At 43.7% G+C, this 18,893-nt stretch carries 18 protein-coding genes; 2 read left to right on the forward strand and 16 right to left on the reverse strand.

Annotation, left to right across the window (positions count from 1 at the left end):
• Positions 1 to 7: 7 nt before the first annotated feature.
• From AC20OE_RS01520 to AC20OE_RS01555, 8 genes are all read right to left on the reverse strand, one after another.
• Entirely contained in the window at positions 8 to 1,030 is a 1,023-nt protein-coding gene (locus AC20OE_RS01520) for a glycosyltransferase family 2 protein (protein WP_404527558.1), read from the reverse strand.
• A 27-nt stretch (positions 1,031 to 1,057) separates the two neighbouring features.
• Complete coding sequence (locus AC20OE_RS01525; RefSeq protein WP_487268137.1) at positions 1,058 to 2,161, reverse strand: EpsG family protein; 1,104 nt, start codon at positions 2,159 to 2,161, stop codon at positions 1,058 to 1,060.
• A gap of 14 nt (positions 2,162 to 2,175) precedes the next feature.
• Complete coding sequence (locus AC20OE_RS01530; protein ID WP_487268139.1) at positions 2,176 to 3,306, reverse strand: glycosyltransferase family 1 protein; 1,131 nt, start codon at positions 3,304 to 3,306, stop codon at positions 2,176 to 2,178.
• Positions 3,299 to 4,138 (reverse strand): glycosyltransferase EpsE, encoded by an 840-nt coding sequence (gene epsE, locus AC20OE_RS01535; RefSeq protein ID WP_099663673.1) that lies wholly within the window; start codon positions 4,136 to 4,138, stop codon positions 3,299 to 3,301. Before epsE ends, AC20OE_RS01530 begins: the two co-directional genes overlap by 8 nt.
• Complete coding sequence (locus AC20OE_RS01540) at positions 4,131 to 5,279, reverse strand: glycosyltransferase family 4 protein (protein ID WP_058837589.1); 1,149 nt, start codon at positions 5,277 to 5,279, stop codon at positions 4,131 to 4,133. The genes epsE and AC20OE_RS01540 overlap by 8 nt, the downstream gene beginning before the upstream one ends.
• Positions 5,245 to 7,119, reverse strand: coding sequence for a polysaccharide biosynthesis protein (locus AC20OE_RS01545; RefSeq protein WP_039181574.1), 1,875 nt, complete (start codon positions 7,117 to 7,119; stop codon positions 5,245 to 5,247). The genes AC20OE_RS01540 and AC20OE_RS01545 overlap by 35 nt, the downstream gene beginning before the upstream one ends.
• A gap of 165 nt (positions 7,120 to 7,284) precedes the next feature.
• Positions 7,285 to 7,968 carry a CpsD/CapB family tyrosine-protein kinase gene (locus tag AC20OE_RS01550; RefSeq protein ID WP_099663672.1) on the reverse strand — a complete coding sequence of 228 codons (684 nt, stop codon included), beginning with the start codon at positions 7,966 to 7,968 and terminating at the stop codon, positions 7,285 to 7,287.
• Positions 7,958 to 8,689, reverse strand: coding sequence for a YveK family protein (locus AC20OE_RS01555; protein ID WP_024423528.1), 732 nt, complete (start codon positions 8,687 to 8,689; stop codon positions 7,958 to 7,960). Before AC20OE_RS01555 ends, AC20OE_RS01550 begins: the two co-directional genes overlap by 11 nt.
• 257 nt (positions 8,690 to 8,946) lie before the next feature.
• On the opposite strand from AC20OE_RS01555, the gene slrR reads away from it, so the two are divergent.
• Positions 8,947 to 9,417: an HTH-type transcriptional regulator SlrR gene (gene slrR, locus AC20OE_RS01560; RefSeq protein WP_058837587.1), complete on the forward strand. Its 471-nt coding sequence runs from the start codon at positions 8,947 to 8,949 to the stop codon at positions 9,415 to 9,417.
• Between the two features lie 86 nt (positions 9,418 to 9,503).
• On the opposite strand, the gene AC20OE_RS01565 is transcribed toward slrR, so the two are convergent.
• The 4 genes from AC20OE_RS01565 to AC20OE_RS01580 all read right to left on the reverse strand — a co-directional run bounded on the left by AC20OE_RS01565 (position 9,504) and on the right by AC20OE_RS01580 (position 12,816).
• Positions 9,504 to 9,728, reverse strand: a complete 225-nt coding sequence (locus AC20OE_RS01565) for a phage holin (protein WP_008347764.1) — start codon at positions 9,726 to 9,728, stop codon at positions 9,504 to 9,506.
• Positions 9,729 to 9,872: 144 nt separating this feature from the next.
• A complete protein-coding gene (locus AC20OE_RS01570) occupies positions 9,873 to 10,772 on the reverse strand; it encodes an iron-hydroxamate ABC transporter substrate-binding protein (RefSeq protein ID WP_039183325.1) in 900 nt (299 codons plus the stop codon).
• A 17-nt stretch (positions 10,773 to 10,789) separates the two neighbouring features.
• Positions 10,790 to 11,791 carry a FecCD family ABC transporter permease gene (locus AC20OE_RS01575; protein WP_039181585.1) on the reverse strand — a complete coding sequence of 334 codons (1,002 nt, stop codon included), beginning with the start codon at positions 11,789 to 11,791 and terminating at the stop codon, positions 10,790 to 10,792.
• Positions 11,788 to 12,816, reverse strand: a complete 1,029-nt coding sequence (locus AC20OE_RS01580) for a FecCD family ABC transporter permease (protein ID WP_487268144.1) — start codon at positions 12,814 to 12,816, stop codon at positions 11,788 to 11,790. Before AC20OE_RS01580 ends, AC20OE_RS01575 begins: the two co-directional genes overlap by 4 nt.
• A gap of 323 nt (positions 12,817 to 13,139) precedes the next feature.
• On the opposite strand from AC20OE_RS01580, the gene AC20OE_RS01585 reads away from it, so the two are divergent.
• Complete coding sequence (locus AC20OE_RS01585) at positions 13,140 to 14,549, forward strand: polysaccharide deacetylase family protein (protein WP_487268146.1); 1,410 nt, start codon at positions 13,140 to 13,142, stop codon at positions 14,547 to 14,549.
• Between the two features lie 15 nt (positions 14,550 to 14,564).
• Here AC20OE_RS01585 and abc-f read toward each other — a convergent pair whose 3' ends face one another.
• The 4 genes from abc-f to opp1C all read right to left on the reverse strand — a co-directional run bounded on the left by abc-f (position 14,565) and on the right by opp1C (position 18,889).
• Positions 14,565 to 16,154 carry a ribosomal protection-like ABC-F family protein gene (gene abc-f, locus AC20OE_RS01590; protein WP_487268148.1) on the reverse strand — a complete coding sequence of 530 codons (1,590 nt, stop codon included), beginning with the start codon at positions 16,152 to 16,154 and terminating at the stop codon, positions 14,565 to 14,567.
• A 302-nt stretch (positions 16,155 to 16,456) separates the two neighbouring features.
• Entirely contained in the window at positions 16,457 to 17,227 is a 771-nt protein-coding gene (locus AC20OE_RS01595; RefSeq protein WP_487268150.1) for an ABC transporter ATP-binding protein, read from the reverse strand.
• Entirely contained in the window at positions 17,221 to 18,039 is an 819-nt protein-coding gene (locus tag AC20OE_RS01600; RefSeq protein WP_047203871.1) for an ABC transporter ATP-binding protein, read from the reverse strand. Before AC20OE_RS01600 ends, AC20OE_RS01595 begins: the two co-directional genes overlap by 7 nt.
• Positions 18,002 to 18,889, reverse strand: coding sequence for a nickel/cobalt ABC transporter permease (opp1C, locus tag AC20OE_RS01605; RefSeq protein WP_372555747.1), 888 nt, complete (start codon positions 18,887 to 18,889; stop codon positions 18,002 to 18,004). The genes AC20OE_RS01600 and opp1C overlap by 38 nt, the downstream gene beginning before the upstream one ends.
• Positions 18,890 to 18,893: the final 4 nt, after the last annotated feature.

An 18,893-nucleotide genomic window follows, 5' to 3' on the forward strand; every position in this document is an offset into this window, starting at 1 on the left:
ATCACCCCTATTTCCTTGTCTGATATTCGATCCATTTTTGATAGCTAGAAGCCGCAGCAGAAAGCGGATAAATCAATCGGCACTTAGCAAGAAATAAAATCATACGCTTTCGAACTGTGAGCTTCGATGGTTCCACTTGTTTGACGGCATGCTGGAAAACATCGTGTGTCACCATTTCCCGCATGTGATCAAGCTTTTCCCGAATGGAGAGGTCATTTTGGCTCTTCCATTCGTTTAGCATACAATGAAGCGTATGATTGACGATAAAAAAGTCTAATGCTTTCTCATACAGAGAGATGTCATCATGCTCTTTTAAAAACGAGCGCTGTGCATGATAATAGGTCAGTCCATGATGAAAATACTGCTTCTGATATCGCTGCACAATAGATGACAAATGAACCCTGTAGTAATAAAGGGGCTCATGAACAAAAGCGATGCTGCGTGATAAAGAAAAACAGCGCAGCGTCACATATTGATCTTCAATGTTCTCAAGCTCCCCCCGCAGCGGAAATCGAATGTGATGTTCTTCCATAAAGGCACGCCGATACAGCTTATTCCATGAGAATCCAGTCAAGTCTCCGTGTAATAACGCTTTGATTAAATCCGTTTTTTCAGCTGAGCGCTTGTCTAACAGCGTCGTTGGTATCGTTCGCTTTGACTGTTCAAATTGAATCCAATACTCACTCACAACAAGATCTGCCCCGGTCATTTCGGCTTTTTCGTACATGGCTTCACAGTAATGAGGAGCGAGAATATCATCTGAATCCACAAAGGCGAGGTACGTCCCTTTCGCTTCCTCGATGCCCCTGTTTCTCACAGCGCCTAACCCTTGATTGGATTGATGAATCACCCGGAAACGCTCATCACGCTTAGCAAACGCTTCAAGCCATTCACCGCTGCGGTCGGTCGATCCATCATTGATAAGAATGACTTCTATATCGGAAAAGCTTTGATCTGCAATTGATTGAAGACATTGCTCCACATATTGACTTGTATTGTAAACTGCGACCAATAGACTGATAGCTGGCATTACAGCATGCCCCACCTTTCTTCAAATCTACTTTGTAAATATCGTTCTATACGGCAAAACCGAAGAATCGAACGGCATCAGCATGATGCTGTACAGAATATAGCAAACAGCAATCCCTACATACATAAACACATTAGACCGCTGATCAAAAATACGTGTGAAATATGGCAGTAAAATGAGCTGATACAAGCCAAAATAAATATGAAATCTTGCATAAATGACATCCTTCGTTGCAAGGATGCCAAACAAGAAACCAAGCAAACAAAAATTCACAATGTAATCACTCTCAGGTGTCAGCTCACGAAGTCGTTTTCGATAAAAGAAAGCGAGCAGAAGCGGCAAAATCAAGACACCGATTTTTGTCACATTCATTCCATTCGTATTCGTTGTGAGCCATTCCTCGTAATGACCATATGAACTTCCTTGCAGCATCACGACAAACACTGAGACAAAACGGTCATAAAGCGCGGTTAAGCCTAAGAAAATCAGGCATAAGAACAGCATCATCCAAGACCAAGCCTTTGTCCTCACAATAAAATACACAGGAATCATGATGAGAGCCGATGAATGAAACAATGAACATACAAGGACGAGCGAAAAATACAATTTCCACTGACCATTGATCACCAACCGGATGGCATAAAAAAGAATCGCTGCCACCATATACTGACGCATGCCATTAAATGACGCATAATAATGAAAGGTCCCAAGAAAAAGCAGCATACTGAGCTCAAATGGACGGCCATATTGAATAAGCGTCTTGATAATAAAAAAATAAGTAATGGCTCCGACTGAGATATACATGATTTGCGGATCATGAGTCAGTTGATTAAGCATCCATAAAATAAACGTAAACCCTGGATCCGTTGCGGCTTTATCCACACCGAATCCAAATATATGCCAAGGCTTTTCATAGTTAATGGAGAACTCATACATCTGTCCATATGTGACAAAATCGGTTCCTACTTTATACCGAATACCAGACACGATACAAAGAAACAAAAACGGAAAGAACACAAGAAGCTTGTTAGGCCGCCATCCGCTTTGAATGGTATCATCACGTCTGCCGTAAAATGCGGCAAAGCTCGACCATAAATAGACCATGATCATGTTCACCAAATAAACCGCCATCTGCCATTCCTTCCTTACAGTCCATATAGATTCATCACACGTGTAATATTCTGTTTCACATCAAATCCTCTTTGTTCAAGCTGTGAGGTAATGGTCTCTTGAAGAGGAGGTTCTGCATGATATACTTCAAGCACCGCCTTCATCCATTCATGCGCGGAATCTCGCAGCGACATCCTTTTCACAAGGCCGCAGCCTAAATCTACTTCCTCTGTAATATGATCTGAAATCACACAAGGCAGCCCAGATGCTTGTGCTTCCACTAATACAAGCGGAAGACCTTCAAACAAGGAAGGCATCACAAAAACATCAAATGCTTTCATATACTGTGGAACGTCTGATACGACGCCTGTAAAGACAATGTCCTCCATCAAGCCTGCCTTCTCCGCATATGATTCGACTACTTGCTTCAGCGGTCCATCTCCTACGAGGACAAGCTGAAATGAAACGCCTTGCTTCTTTAAGGTCTGGGCCAGCTCCATAAAAAAAACATGATTTTTTTGCTCATGGAACCGCCCAATATGACCGATGATCATGTTTTTTTCGCGAAGATAGAGCTGCTTTTTGATCTCCGCCTTTTCGTCTGGATCAGGCTGAAAAAAAAGGGATAAATCAATCCCATTTGGCAGCACCTCAACTTGCCCGTTCTGCATTTTTTTCTGTCCAAATAAAAAGACTCCGGCATCCTCGCCGCATGCAACAAGCTGTGTAGAGAATGCAAAGATCAGCTGGCGAAACCCTTTGAGCATCATATGATCCAGCCAGTTTGGCGACTGCTTCCACGCTGTATTATGCGAATGGCAAATGCGCACCTTCACACCCGCTAGTTTTGCAGCAAGTGCGGAGAAGCCTGTCTGAAAATCCGTATGTGCATGCACGGCCTGATAGGGTCCTGTTTGCCTAATTGTCTTTGTCAATGTTTTCACAAAAGCAACCGGAGAGGACGCCCCAATACTCGGGACATAAAAGATGCGTCCCCCAAGCTCGCGAATTTCCTCATCATAATCACAGACGTCCTGCCGGTGGGTAATGAAATCAAATTGAAGGACATTCCTGTCGAGTGCACGATAGATGTTCATAATCATCGTTTCAGCTCCGCCGCGGTTCATCCCGCCCACAATATGAAGCACGCGCTTTGGCTCACTCATCCCGAACAGCCCTCCTCTTCAGCATAGACGACGCCAGCTTCCGGCGATGATAAAGCTTCATGACCTTCGGTGACAAGCAGGCACGGACCACCGGTTTTAGAGCAAATAAATAGTCAAGCGGCGATAGCTTTAATAGCCAGCATGCTTTCAAAACGAGCCAGGCATTATCCATCGAATATCGAAACTTTCGCCGCTGAAAGGCTGCTTCATCCTCTCTCACAAGATATAACGGCTCTTGTAAATTAAAGCCTTTCCTCCCAGCAGCAAAAAAGCGGATCCAAAGATCGATATCTTCCATCCGCCTTGTTGTTTTCACAGAGCGATATCCATTTAAAGCTTTGTAAGCAGAAGCCCTCATCATAATGGTCCCATGACAAAAAGGAGTTCCTCTTGCCATCACCTTCCGATCAGGCTCTGAAACAAGTGCCCGCACACCCCTTGTTCCCGTTTCATCAAAAACCGTCATCGCCGTACCGACCACATCGTATTCAGGATATGTATCGAGGAAATGAACCTGTTTTTCTAAACGAATAGGCACCGATAGATCATCGCCATCCTGCCTTGCAATCAACTCTCCCCTCGCTTCAGCCAGACAGCGATTGAGACTGGCAGCGAGCCTTTGATTTTCTTGATTACGGATCAGGCGAATTCTTTCAGGATCTCGTTTTGTATAAGACAGCACCTTCTCATAAGTGCCATCTGTTGATGCGTCATCACATATGATGAGCTCCCAGTTTTCATATGTTTGATGAAGAATGGATTCAATACTTTCTTCTACTGTCTCTTGGCAATTGTAGACACCCATGATAATAGACACCTTTGGTTTACGCATGCTGTATCACCTTCTCTGCTTGATCCATATAAATTGTATAAATTTCTTCCATTGCACTGACCGTCTGCTCCTGTGCAAATGCATGAGCGATAGAGCGTCCCGCTTTTCCCATGAGAAGCAGCTGATCCTTTTTGTCATAGAGCTGCTGCAAGTAATCAGCTAAACCATTCACATCCTGCGGTTTAACTAAAAAACCATTGACGCCATGTTTGACAAGCTCACAATGCCCTCTATTCTCCGTTGCAATCACGGGTTTTTCTGCCGACATCGCTTCAAGCAGGTTCATGCCGAGCCCTTCTCTCAAGCTGGTGGAAACACACACATCGCTCAAATGCATCCATTCCTCCATTTGTTTGCAAAACCCAGCAAAGTGAACATGCTTTTCAAGCTGGAGCTGGCGGGTAAGCTTTTCATAGTTTGGTCTCATTGTCCCTTCCCCGGCAAACACGATCTTTATATTTGGTATTTTCCTAGACAGCTGTGCACATGCTTTGATGAGCATTCCTTGATTTTTATTCATGTTTAATTCGCCAGCACACAGTACGATAAAATCTTCCGCAGAAAAGCCGTAGGCTGCGCGGAGACGCTGTTTCTCTTTTTCATCAACTGGTGCGAACCGTTTCATATCCACACCCATACCAGGCACATAATAAACAGATGTCCGCTCTTTTGATAGACGGTCTGCTCTTTTAAAATCCTCCCCATTAATGGTGATCAGTGCGTCTGTATAGCGAGCAAGAAATCTCTCAATTGGATAATAGAGCAACCAGTTTTGAAGCGGCGCCCCCTGCCAAAAGTGAAAGCCATGTGCCGTGTAAAGAACCTTCGTTCCTTTTTTGCGCGCGCCTTTGGCTGCAAGCCTGCCAATGACACTTCCCATTGGTGTGTGGCAATGGATGAAATCATAGTGCTCTTTCGCTAACAGCTTCTTCAGTTCTACATACGCAAGCCGGTTGCGGACATGAAAAGGAGAGCGCTGAATCGGAATCGAGTGAGCTTGATTCACATAGGGCAGCTCCAGCTGGCCATTTGCCGCTGTATGCACTTCCCATCCTTTTTCCTGAAACCACCGGAAATATGGAAGATGAAAGGCCTTAAAGTGATAATCAACCGTTGCGCAAAACAAGACTTTTTTCTTCATTGGCAAGCGGCTCCTCCTCTCGTTTCATCTGTTCGGACAACATATCATGCGACTCAATGGCAGCAAATAATGCTTGTCTCATTTGCTCTTCACTCATCATGTCAAATTCATGGATAAAGCGGTTCAGCACATATGGGTCACCATCCAGCGCATGGCCGATATGAATTTTCGGGAAGATTTGTTCCTGTGCTTTTTCATGCTGGTTGAGTAGTTCTTCGTACATTTTCTCCCCAGGACGAATGCCTGTGAAAGTGATCGGAATCTGGTCTGTGGTGTAGCCTGAGAGGTGAATGAGGTTTTCTGCGAGGTCTACGATTTTCACTGGCTCCCCCATATCTAAAACAAAAATCTGTCTTCCTTCTGCCAGTGCACCCGCCTGAATCACAAGCCTTGATGCTTCTGGGATGGTCATAAAATATCTTGTCATGGCTGGGTGCGTGACCGTCACCGGCCCGCCTTGCTCGATTTGCTTCTTAAAAATAGGGATGACGCTCCCCCTGCTTCCAAGTACATTTCCAAATCGAACGGCGACAAATTTTGTTTCGCTGCTTGCCCCCATTTGCATGATCAGCATTTCAGCAAACCGCTTAGTGGCTCCCATCACATTGGCAGGGTTGACTGCTTTGTCAGATGAGATGAGGACGAATGTTTCAATGCCGTGCTCGTGTGCGGCTTCTGCGACATTTTTTGTCCCGATAATATTGTTTTTCACGGCTTCTTTCGGACTGATCTCCATGAGCGGAACATGCTTATGTGCCGCAGCATGATAAATCATATCCGGTTGAAACTGACCAACGATTTCACTCATTTTCTGTTTATCTTGAATATCCGCAATTTGTGGATAGAGTCTGATGCTGTCTCCATATAATTCTTTCAGCTCTAGTAAAATAGAATGAATGCTAAATTCTCCATGTCCCACAAGTACAATCGCTTGAGGAGCAAACACACAAATTTGACGGCAGATTTCTGACCCAATTGATCCGCCTGCCCCTGTGACCATGATCGTTTTTCCTTTTAAATGAGCAGATAGACGGCTCGTATCTAATTGAATCGGTTCTCTCCCTAGTAAATCCTCTGGCTGTACATCCCGTAATTGATTTAGCGCATGGGTTCCTTTTAAAATCTGCTCCATTTCCGGCATGATCTGTGTTTTGACTCCGGTCGCTACACATTCCTTATACAGCCCTTTTAAGGTGTGGCTGCTTTTAGATGGAATGGCAATGATGATCTTCTGAATATCCATCATCACGACAGCTGTTTGAATTTGTTCTTTTCCTCCTATGACAGGCAGACCCATAATTTCAAGCCTATGTTTCGTCTTGTCATCATCGATGAAGGCAACTGGCTCAATATGTACATCACTCGATTGCTGAAGCTGACGAACGAGCATGGTCCCCGCTGATCCGGCGCCAATGATTAATGCCCGCTCCTTTTCTGCCTGAAGCCGCTTTGCTCCGTCATGAAATAGCCTGGAAGCCATCCGAGAGGCACCGATGAATAAGATATGAAAAAGCCACACGATGAATAAAAACCGAAATGGCCATGTCTGCACGAAAAGGTACAGCATCGTCATCGAAAATAAAAAAGAACACACAAAGGTCTTCATTAAAGAAAATAACTCTCTTACTCCTGTATAAGCCCACACTTGCTTGTACACATGAAATATGCAGGCAAATAGATGGTGCCCAATGAGCAGACTGAGTGAAGAAATGGCGAGCATTTCAAATGTATAAACGGTTAAAGCCGCCTCTTGGACAAATTGAAAACCAAAAAAGACGGCAACTAAGATGAGATATGAATCTAGTGCTACGATGATTGATAATCTTTGGGCGTAAGTCAACGCTCCTCCCCCTTTTTAAAGCATCACTATTCTTACGTAACATGGGCATCAAACCCGTCCTCACATCCCACTACTGATGACGAGCATCTAAGGCACCGGTTGTGCCCACAGCAGGATCGAGTGCCTCCATTGTTAAAGATTAGGAGACATCACCTATCAATCTTTTTAATACATGTACAGCCTGCCCTTTTTCTCTTTCTTGCCATTTAGCATAGCTCCAAGCAGTTTACTTGTTGTTCCCTCTAATACTTCTTTTGATTTCTTCACAGCAGCAATCTTTGTTTTGCCGCTTAAGACAACGAGAATGCTCCCATCCGTCCGGTTCGCCAAGATCTTTGCATCTGCAACTGGCAGAAGCGGCGTGGAATCAACAATCACCAAGTCATATTGCTGTTCAATCTCATAAAATAGCTGCTTCATCACAGAAGAGGAGAGCAGCTCTGCTGGATTCGGCGGAATGGTTCCGCTCGGAAGCAGCTCTAAATGTTCAATCGGTGTCGGTAAAATTGCTTCTTCCAAGCTGCAATTATTTAATAGCACATTTGTCAAACCGGTGTGATGACTCAGGTCAAAATATTCATGAACGGCCGGCTTTCGCAAATCAGCGTCCATGAGCAGCACCCGCTTGTTCTGCTGTGCAAAAACAGCTGCTAAGTTTGCAGCCGTAAATGATTTCCCTTCCTTCGGCAAGGAGGAGGTCACTAATATCGATTTCAGCCTTGTTTGGATCGATGTGAATTCGATGTTTGTTCGGATCGTACGGAATTGTTCCGCAATGACAGAGTGAGGATTTAATACAGAAATACAGGATAAATCTCTCTTTTCTCTCTTCTTCCTCTTAAAGATCAATGTTCTGTCCTCCCGTTATGACGGACTGCTTGTCTTTTTTGGCCCTCCTGTCTGCCTGCATCTGATAGACACTGCCAAGTGACGGCAATCCGATCTCTTCTCTTATTTGATGTGTTCGTTTTACAGTATCATCGAGTAAATTCATTAAGAAAATGAGTGTCATTCCCCCTAATAAAGAGGCGCCTAGTGCCAGAACGATATGAACGAATTTTCTCGAATTCATCAGAATCGTGTTGGACAGCTTGGCTTCAGACAAAACATTAATGCGATCCATATTCATTGTTTTTTTGATTTCTTCTTGCAGCACCTCTGTTGCAGTATTCGCAATGGCGACTGCCTTCGCGCGATCCTCATCTTGTACAGAAATATTGATGACCTCAGACTCATTTTCTGTACTTGTGGCAATTTTGTGTTTTAGTCCTTCTGCTGATTCTGTGAGATGGAGTGTTTCTTTTACTTTTTCAATGACGATTGGGCTTTTTAATAAAACTTGAAAGGTACGTGTATATTGAAGGTTCATCTGAATATCGTTTAAATCTGCTTGTGCGTCATTGCTGCGTTTATGAACAAGAATTTGAGTGGTTGCCTGATATACAGGAGTCGAGACATAGAACTGATAATAGGCTGAAATGCCCGTTACGATCAGGACAATCAGGATCAGAAGGGCCATTTTCTCTTTAATGACAGAAAACAGCTGCTTAAAACCTATATTCTCATTCATAGATACCTCCCGATTTCATCATAAAAAGGTTATATATGGTTTCTTTTTGTTAATGATTGGATTATAAAAGATAATACCCGCAAAGAAAAATGTCATAATAGGTCTTATAGTTCTTTTTAAAGAACGAAATCGTTCGTTTTCTTTTGTTTACTTCCTGATTCTTACGTTTTTGAATTTTATAAAGAACAATTTATTTCTTATAATGAACGAAAAGGTCGCAGAACTATTCGCCGGGGAGAAGGGAGATCATTGATCGAATGATAGGCAAGGTGATACGCATTTACCGAAAGAGAAAAGGATACTCGATTCAGCAGCTGGCTGAGGATGCTCATGTCTCTAAGTCATATTTGAGCAAAATTGAGCGTGGTGTCCACAGGAATCCATCTGTCCAGTTCTTAAAAAAGGTATCCTCTTCATTAGAGATTGATTTACAAGAGCTGTTTGATGCAGAGACGATGATGTTTCATTACACTGAGGGTGATGAACACGAATGGCGGGAGCATATTGTCAATGCCGTCCAAGCCGGCATGCCTAAAGAAGAGCTCTATCAGCTGCTCCAAACGTACCGAAAGGAGCAGGAAGAAAAGTCAATACATGTCACCCATAGAAAGCTGACTGACTCAAATATTGCAGAGTGGAAGCGTCTAATGAGTGAAGCGAAGGCAATTGGCTTAAGCATTGAGGAAGTAAAAGCTTTCCTCAACAACATGGGAGAACGCAGGGCGTAAGCCTTTCAGGAAGAATGATTGCGGGGAGAGGCGTTTGACGCTTCGATGAAAAAGAGCCTTTGATTCATGAAAGGCTCTTTTTTCTCTTATTCTTCTTTTTTTGTTCGTGCTTTTTTCGTTATATCATTGTTTTTCCAATAGGCCCATAGTGATGTAATTCCTAGAAAGGCCAGCGTGATGAATTGCTGAACGCCTTCTTCATCAATAGGAATTGGGCTTTTTCCCGCAGCGGTTAGCGCACTGTTAACAAGCGCCAGTAAAAGCAGCACAAGCCTTGCAATTGTACCTGCACTAATTTTTTGAACCTTCAACTGTAACCCCTCCCTTTCCTCTTCTCACGGGCGGTATTGCTCGTTCTCTCTCATATGTATGCAGCGGCCGAATGAATAGAAGAACGAATCAAAAAAAGAGACATCATTCCTATACGCGGAATGATGTCTGATTTCATTTGCTATTTATTTAGAAAACATCTCTTTTGCTTCATCCAATGCCATTTTATTGCCTAGAGCTGAGTAATCGAGCCATGGCTGATCGGCAATCGGATAGACTTGGTTTTTCTTCACTGCTTTTAGACCCTTCCAAATTGGAGTCTTTTCTAATTGCTTGAATGCCTGCTGTGCTTTATCATCACGGTTGACGACAACAAAGATCGCATCAGCATCATAATCAGGAAGAACCTCTTGAGAAATCACTTCAAATGGGCGCTTGCTGTCCAGCTTTTTCACACCATCGACAGGTGTCAGGCCTAAATCATCGTATAAAATAGGACCCATTGGGCGCTTCATGCTAAATACGCGAAGCTCCTTTGCTGTCACACGGATCGCCATAACTTTACCGTTTCCAATCTTTTTCTTGATGAGCGATTTGACTTCTTTTGCTTCTTGATTGTAATTCTTAATATATTGGTCCGCTTCTTTTTCTTTATTGACGTGTTTGGCGATTTTTTTCAAGTGATCCCGCCATGTGCCATCATTTAAATTAAACACTTCTGTTTTGGCGATCTTCTTATATTTCGATAAGTCTTGTCCGGCTAATTCTTCATCAACATAAATGACATCTGGTTGTAACGCAAGCAGTGATTCCATATCTGGATCAGCTGCAATGCCGAGCTTCTTTGTCTGACTCAGCTGCTTTTTCGCATGTGGAAGGAAATCTTTTAAGTCTCCTCCTACAACAGAGCCCGCTGGTTTGATACCGAGGGCTAACAAGTCATTTGTTAAATGAATGGACAAGGAAGCAATCTTTGGTGTTCCATTGGTCTTTTCATTTGTTGTATTCTTTGTTTCCTGTTGTCCGCAAGCGGCAAGCAGCAAGAAACAGAGCGTTAATCCAAACACTAGTAGTTTTTTCATGATGAGTTCCTCTTTCATGTTTATTTCGTTTTAGTTAATAAATAGAGAAAATACGGGGCACCGATAAAGGCCACGACCACACCCGCTGGTATAGCATTTGGAGCAAAGATGGATCGCCCGATTGTATCTGCACTGACCAAAATCAACAAGCCAAGCAGCGCACTAACTGGTAAAAAATACTGATGCAATGACCCGACCAGCCGTCTGGCCAAATGCGGGGCGACGAGTCCAATAAAGCCAATACCGCCTGTCATCGAAACACTTGCACTCGCGAGGCCTACCGCTAAGGTCAGCAAGAGGAGACGTTTACGCTGGACTCGTACACCTACACTTGAGGCGACAGCGTCTCCTAATGTCAATGCATTGAGCGTGTTTGACTGCATCAGCGTAAGCGGCACAAGGCATACAATCCAAGGCAGAAGTGCCAGTACATGAATCCAGTCTCTCCCCCATACATTGCCCACAAGCCATCTCGAAGCAAACGTGTATGTATCTTCATCCAGCTTCAATGACAAATATAAGGTGAGTGCACTAAATCCCGCAGCAACCGCAATGCCAACTAAGATCAGACGGATAGGAACAAGCCCCTCATGCCGGTCATATGCAAGAAGCACAATAACCGCTGCCGCAAGCAGTCCGCCGCCAAACGTAAAGAGCGGAATAAGAAGAGACGGATTGCCTTCAAGTGCATGAAAATATGTCACAAACACAATTAAGCCAAATGCTGCCCCTGCATTCAGTCCAATGATTCCAGGATCAGCCAGCGGGTTACGGGATAAGCTCTGCAAAATGCCGCCAGCAATGCCAAGACCAATACCAGCTAACATCGTCACCACGATTCGAGGCAGACGATAGTCAAACAGCACCGTTTCACTTTGGAAATCTCCAAAGCCAAATAACGTCTTGACAACCATAACAGGGCTGAGTTTCAGCGTACCGGTATTTAAACTATACAGCACAACAGCCGCACTCAGGCAAAGCAAAACGACTGTCACGGCAAGAGCACGCTGTTTCTCTCTCATGACAGGTTCCTCCCTTCTTTTCTGGCAATGTATAAGAAGAAAGGAACACCAACAAGTGCCACCATCACGCCAATGGCAAGCTCTCTTGGCGGATTGACTGTACGGCTGGCAAGGTCTGCAAAGACAAGCAGCATTGCGCCTAATATCGCTGACATCGGAATAACGAAACGATAGTCTACACCAACAAGCTTTCGTGCAATATGCGGGATGACGAGACCGACAAACCCAATCGACCCGACTGCTGATACAGAAACCCCTGCTAATAACACAGCAGCGGTCATGCCTAGTATTCGCACTTGTCGGGTTTTCACCCCTAAATTCGCCGCTGTATCTTCACCGAGCGCTAGTAAGGAAAGTGACCGGCCTAATAGTATTGCCCATACGATCACAATCAGAATGACCGGAGCAAGAATCGTCAGCTGCGGCCATTTCACACCAGCTACCCCGCCTGCATACCAAAAGGCCAGATCCTGACTCAGGTCAAAATAAATCGCGATCCCAGAGCTGAGCGCATGAAGCAATGCGGCGACAACCGCTCCTGCTACAGTGAGGCGCATCGGTGTCAATACGCCGCCAGCCGCCCCAATCGCAAAGATCAGTAGCGTACTGAGCACAGCACCAATAAAGGAAAAAAACATCAGTGCCGAATAAGGCATTCCTGGGAAAAAAGCAAAACAGAGAGCGACCACAAACATCGCACCGCCATTAATACCTAAAATCCCCGCATCTGCAAGTGGATTTCTTGTGATGCCCTGCATAAGAGCACCCGCTACGGCAAACGCCGCTCCCACTAGAGCTGCCCCTAAAACACGGGGAAGTCTTAATTCATGGATGATCTGCTGCTCTGTGACATTTGACTGGTAGTCAAATACAGCTGTCCAAACCGTTTGCAGAGACAATGTTTTTGCACCGTATGACACAGCAAAAAACATGGCAGCCGCTAAACCAATAACGGCGAGAAAAAATATTAAAAAGAACAGAATATGTGATGATCGCTTTTGTTGAGGTTTTCGCTTATCCTGCAAAATCGGTGTCATCCTTTTCTTCATTAAAAGTCAGTTTGAAAATGAGAATCATAATCAACAAAATTATAGCCGCCAGCCTCTAAAAAATCAATGTACACCCTATTTTTTAATTAATGAAGGTATGTGCGGAGCAGAGAAAGGCGGGGTTCTTTTTGCCTCACAGAACGACCTATCATGTTTTCTCATATTTTAATAGGAAAATAGTTGACATTTTGCATGAATATCCACTAAAATTACAAAAGTGAGTCAAATGTTATAAAAATATTACAAACAGATGTCAAAATAATAAAGAATGACCCGTCATGAGAGGAGATTTGAAAGTTGTGTCAGTAAAGGGAAAATGGAGTATCGTCCTATTTGCGCTTGCAGTCGTCATTGGAGCAGTTGCTTTCTTTCAAAATCAACAAGCAAGCGGTACAGAGAAGAAAAATGTAAAGCAAGATACGAACTATAAAAACGTGGAAATTGTCACTCTCGTAAATGACGGGAAATTTATGAGATATGCAGTCAACTATCCTCTTTTTCATCAAAAAGAGCTAGATGACAAGATTCAAAGCTATGCCAATTCAGCATTAGAGCATTTCAAAAAAACATTCAGCGAAGCAAAGGATATCGATGAACATAAACGCTATGAACTGAATATTGATTATGAAATGGTGCATTATGCAAAGCAGTCTGCTGCCATTCGCTTTACGACCTATACGTATACTGGTCAGCAAAATGGAACCACCAATCATCTCACGATTAACTTTGATTTTCAGAAAAAAACCTTTCTTGACACAAAAGATCTATTTCTGCCTAAAACCAATTATTTAAAGAAATTATCCTATATTACATATACGGAGCTTCGAAAGGACAAAACCTTATCTAAGGATCAGCCTCTCCTTCAGAAAGGAACAGCCCCTGATGCTCAAAACTTCAGTCAATTTGCCTTGAAAGACAAATATGTAGAATTTTATTTCCCTGCATCTCAAGTAGCCGCAGAGGATCTTGGTTCGCAAACACTCGCAATCAAAAAGACATTGCTGAAGGACATATTAAAGCCAGAATATATGGATAAAATCAAAAATAAAAATGAAATGAAAGAACCGAACCCAAAAAGAAAAGCCGTCAAGCTTCCGCAAAAATCAAAGCTTGACCCGAATAAAAAAGCCATCGCACTCACATTTGATGATGGACCGAATCCAGCGACAACTTCAAAAATTTTAGATGCGCTGAAGAAAAATAAAGGACATGCCACCTTTTTCGTCTTAGGCAGCAGGGTGCAGTATTATCCTGGAATGCTTGCCGACATTCTAAAAGGCGGGAATGAGATCGGAAACCATTCCTACAATCACCCTTTATTAACAAGACTGCCTTTAGAAGAAGCCGTGAAACAAGTGAAGGACACCCAGCAGCTGATTGAGAAAGCAAGCGGATATACACCTACGCACTTTAGACCGCCATATGGCGGTACAAATCAAGACATCAATGAGGCGATTGGGATGAAGGTCACTTTGTGGGATGTTGATCCTGAGGATTGGAAAATCCGCAACAGCCAGCAGATCACAAACCGCGTTCTCTCACATGCAGCAGATGGCAAAACAGTGTTAATGCACGATATTTATGAAAGCTCAGCTCAAGCAGCAGTAAAGATCATCCGTGAACTCACCAAACAAGGCTACCAGCTCGTCACAGTGAGTGAACTTGAACAATTAAAAAAAGAACGACATGAACAAACCCCTGTAGAGTAAACAGGGGTTTTTGTTTTATGACTCCAAAGACTTTTTTTGCTTCAATAATGCTTGAAATCTCTCTTCAAGCTCTTGCGACGGCTCAATACTTAAACGGCTGAGCACTTCAGACAGCTCCATATCAATTAACAGAAGCTCCTCATCTCTATTTGTCACAGCTGGTTTTTCTTCCTTTTGTTTATATGCTTCATATGTGCCATCAAATCCTTCAATACGTTCCTCATGAATATGGAAAATACGAGTGGCAACCTCCTCAATCAGCCTGCGATCGTGGGAAACAAACACAACGGTACCTGGATAATCCTTCAAAAGACCTTCAAGTGCTTCAACTGCGGCCAGATCTAAAAAGTTCGTCGGTTCATCCAGCATGAGAACATTGGCATCACTGACGAGTAAGGACGCAAGCATCGTTTTCACCCGTTCTCCCCCGCTTAATATTCCAACAGGCTTATGCACATCATCCCCTCTAAATCCTAGTCTCGCCAAAACCGTTCGAACCACTGTCTCTTCTTGAACCGCCTCTTTCAGCGCATTTTGTAAAATCGATTCATCTACCTTCAGTCCTGAAAGATCCTGACGGAAGTACGCTAGCTTGACAGCCTCTGAGCGAGTAACTCCGGGATGTCCATTCACTAACATACGGAGAAATGTCGTTTTGCCGCTCCCGTTCTTTCCGATAATGGCAACCTTGTCTCCGCCCCTCATTTCCACATTCGCCTGCTTCCAAAGCACTTTATCGCCCGCCTTGCCATCTACATTTTCCACTCGCAAAATGGTACGGCTTGCTACTTCCTTCATCGTATGCTGAGTCATTTGGATCGGCTGAATGTCCTTTACTTTCTCAACCTTTTCTAATTTCTCCATCCTGGTTTCAATGGATTTGGCTGTTTTTTGCAGCTTTTTTTGCTTATTTGCATAGTAGGGCTTTGCAATTTTAGGTCCTGAGGATTTCACCTTTTGGGATGGCTTTGTCGCTTTGTCCGCCTTTTTCTTTTTCTTTTCCAGTGCATGCTCTAATTGTTTTTTCTTTTGTGTATAAGCTTCGTACGCTTCCACCTGCTGACGATGTGCCAGCTCTTTTTGCTGTGCAAAATGTGTGTAGTTGCCTTTGTAATGATGAAGCTTCCCATGATCCAGCTCCCAAATCTCCGTACATATTGCATCTAAAAAAGCACGATCATGTGAAACAACAATGAGAGCTCCCTGATAATGACGCAGCTTATCTTCCAGCCACTCAATATGCTCTGTATCCAAATGAGTTGTCGGTTCATCTGCTAATAAAAGGGAAGACGGCCGGCTTAATGCTCTTTCAATATAAGTCTGGGTCATTTCACCGCCACTCTGTCTGCCATCTCCTTTTTTCAATTGAGGAAGCAGCGTACAGGCCGCTGTGGCTGCAACTGTGCCGCTGTCTGGTGTTTCTTGCCCCGCCAGCACATGCAATAAAGTCGTTTTGCCGCTGCCATTTGTCCCTACAAGACCAATGCGATCATCTTGATGAATGGCTAGTTCCTCAATATCAAATAACAAGCGATCTTTTCGAAATACCTTTAACTGATTGGCTTTTAATAACATCCAATCCTCTCCTTTCGTATCAGGAGACATGAAAAAGCCTCCCATTCTCAGAATAGGAGGCAAAATGGTGTACAAAAATAAGCGGATTGATCCAGTATGGTGTGCCGTTCCAATTTGAACACACACATCCCACGTATCAATCACCTCATTCTTTGATTCCCAAGCTGTACCATCCTATTCCGAAGCTAAAAAATGAAAACGCAGCAAACATGGCAAACCGATCGTTTGCTCACTGCCTTCGTTCGTTCATTTTGCTTACAGGTCATAGGATTAGTACTTCATTGCATTGGGTCACCCTTCCGTCGTTTGTTACGTATACGATAAAAGATTGGTTATTTTTTGTCAAGCTGAAAAGGCATAAGTGAGTCGATTAACTGGAGTGTAAATGGATGGGACACTTCAAACAATTCGTCCTTTTTGCATTCCTCCACTAGGCTTCCTTCATGTAAAAATAGAAGACGGTCACATAGATACACCGCTGCTTCTACATCATGGGTAATGAGAAGGATCGTCATGTCTAGCTCTTGTTTTAATGTCTCAAGCAACTCCAATATTTGTACTTGAACAGAAACATCCAGTGAACTCAGGACTTCATCTAGTATGAGAATGGATGGGTGCGTTGATATGGCTCGTGCGATGCACACTCGCTGAAGCTGACCGCCGCTTAGCTGATGAGCATATTGATTCAGTACAGACGAGGGCAGCCTGACTTGCTGAAGTAATGACAAAACTTTCTGATCCAGATTCTGATTCTGCTTTAACAAACGCATCGGTTCTGCTACGATCTCTTTCACCGTAAAGGAGGGATGAACAGAAGATAGATAATCCTGAAAAACAACACTCATTTTCCCCCGATTCACCCTCCGCCACTTGTCAGCTGGCATGCCATCAATCTGTACCTCGCCTCTATCTATTTTTTCTAAACCGAGCAGGATACGTGCCAATGTACTTTTGCCACTGCCGCTCTCACCGACTAATCCGGCACATTGTCCTTTTTCAATTTGAAACGAAACGTTTGATATGCGTTCTTTTGATTTCTTTTGATGTGAAAAAAGACCTTTCTTCTCGCCCTGTTTGACTAGATTTAAAGCTGTGATCAACATGGAAACGCCTCCACTCTCTTCTGCTGCCGCAGTGCTTTAATAGGAGCAGATAATCGAAGCCTCGTCTCCAGTAAATGCTTTGTTTGGGGATGCTCGGGTGATGTGAACACTTCCTTGGCTGACCCATGCTCAAGCATTACTCCTTGGTGCATGACCATCAACTCATCGGCGATTGCCTGAACGACGCCTAAATCATGCGTTATGACGATCAAGGTAACACCGGTTTCTTCCTTTAGCCTGTGTAATTGTCTGATGACTTCACGCCGATTAAAGGCATCAAGCGATGCAGTTGGCTCATCTGCAATGATCACGTTAGGAGAAAGCATCATCGTGATGCCAATCATCACACGCTGAAGCATTCCTCCAGACAGTTCATACGGATATTTTTTCATCAAATCATATGGATTTTTTAAATGAACACGTGCAAGCCCAGCCATAGCATGTGCTTTTGCTTCTTTCCCGCGTAAGCCCAAATGCTGCTGAAATGTTTCCATTATTTGATGACCAATCGTTTCGATGGGATTGAATGCATTCATAGCATCTTGTGAGATGAAACCTATTCGTTTCCCCCGCCATTGATGCGCTTCTTGATTTGTCAATGTTTTGCCGTCAAAAATAATCGTTCCTTCCACTTCTAGCGATGGGGCGACAAGGTCAATTAACGCTTTTGCGACAGTTGATTTTCCACTACCACTTTCTCCAATGACGGCTAAACAGCGTTGTTGGTGTAAAGAAAATGTGATATTCGTCACTATATTCTTTTGCTTCTGTGGATCATGTACGGACAGATTTTTTACGTCGATTAAAGGCAAATGACCTCCCCCCTTTCTTTCTGGTATGATGCATGGCAGGATTCGCGGCATGCTGAAGGCTGTCTCCTAAAAAGTTCAACGCCATGACCACAAACAAGATGGCAAGTCCAGGCGCAAGCATATGGGCAGGATGTGTCACCATGACATTCTTCGCCTCGTTGAGCATCATACCCCATTCTGGTGTAGGTGCACTCACACCTAACCCAAGAAAAGACAGTGCTGATATATTTAAGATTACCCAGCCCGCATCAAGTGTCGCAAAAACAGCAATTTCTCCTGAGATGCGAGGAAATAGATGTCTCCTCAATATGTAAAAGGGTGTGCCGCCAGACACCTTTGCAAATTGAACAGAAGGTTCATTCGCATATTGAAGGACAGACGAACGAATCATCCTTGTATACCAGGCCCATTTCGCTAGGACATTCGCCAAAATAATATTGAATAGTCCAGGTCCGAGTATTCCCACAACCGCAAGGATCATCACCTCTGCTGGAAAGGAAAGCATGATATCACACAGCCTCATCAAAACCCCATCCACCTTTCCTCGAAAGAATCCCGCCATGAGTCCAAGTACACTGCCAATAAGCATCGTGATACACATCGTCAGCATGGCCGCAAGCATTGTTGTCCGAATACCATATAAAAGCCGAGACAATACACATCTCCCTAGATGATCCGTTCCTAGTGGATAAGTAAGACTGATACCGGCATATTTTTGAAGAATGTTCGTATTTGTTGGGTCATGTGGTGCTAACACTGGTGCAAGCAGTCCCGCTAATGCGACAAGTGCTAAAAGCCAGATTGAAAGAATCGCCATACGGTCTTTTCTTAATTGATGCCACCCTATCATCGTT

The sequence above is a fragment of the Bacillus sp. SRI_025 genome, from assembly GCF_057592095.1.

What these genes read in the sequence shown, in the direction of transcription:
- AC20OE_RS01520 (WP_404527558.1), bottom strand. Translation starts at nt 1,030, where the DNA reads ATGCCAGCTATCAGTCTATTGGTCGCAGTTTACAATACAAGTCAATAT.
- AC20OE_RS01525 (WP_487268137.1), bottom strand. Translation starts at nt 2,161, where the DNA reads ATGGCGGTTTATTTGGTGAACATGATCATGGTCTATTTATGGTCGAGC.
- AC20OE_RS01530 (WP_487268139.1), bottom strand. Translation starts at nt 3,306, where the DNA reads ATGAGTGAGCCAAAGCGCGTGCTTCATATTGTGGGCGGGATGAACCGC.
- epsE (WP_099663673.1), bottom strand. Translation starts at nt 4,138, where the DNA reads ATGCGTAAACCAAAGGTGTCTATTATCATGGGTGTCTACAATTGCCAA.
- AC20OE_RS01540 (WP_058837589.1), bottom strand. Translation starts at nt 5,279, where the DNA reads ATGAAGAAAAAAGTCTTGTTTTGCGCAACGGTTGATTATCACTTTAAG.
- AC20OE_RS01555 (WP_024423528.1), bottom strand. Translation starts at nt 8,689, where the DNA reads ATGAATGAGAATATAGGTTTTAAGCAGCTGTTTTCTGTCATTAAAGAG.
- slrR (WP_058837587.1), top strand. Translation starts at nt 8,947, where the DNA reads ATGATAGGCAAGGTGATACGCATTTACCGAAAGAGAAAAGGATACTCG.
- AC20OE_RS01575 (WP_039181585.1), bottom strand. Translation starts at nt 11,791, where the DNA reads ATGAGAGAGAAACAGCGTGCTCTTGCCGTGACAGTCGTTTTGCTTTGC.
- abc-f (WP_487268148.1), bottom strand. Translation starts at nt 16,154, where the DNA reads ATGTCTCCTGATACGAAAGGAGAGGATTGGATGTTATTAAAAGCCAAT.
- AC20OE_RS01595 (WP_487268150.1), bottom strand. Translation starts at nt 17,227, where the DNA reads ATGTTGATCACAGCTTTAAATCTAGTCAAACAGGGCGAGAAGAAAGGT.
- opp1C (WP_372555747.1), bottom strand. Translation starts at nt 18,889, where the DNA reads ATGATAGGGTGGCATCAATTAAGAAAAGACCGTATGGCGATTCTTTCA.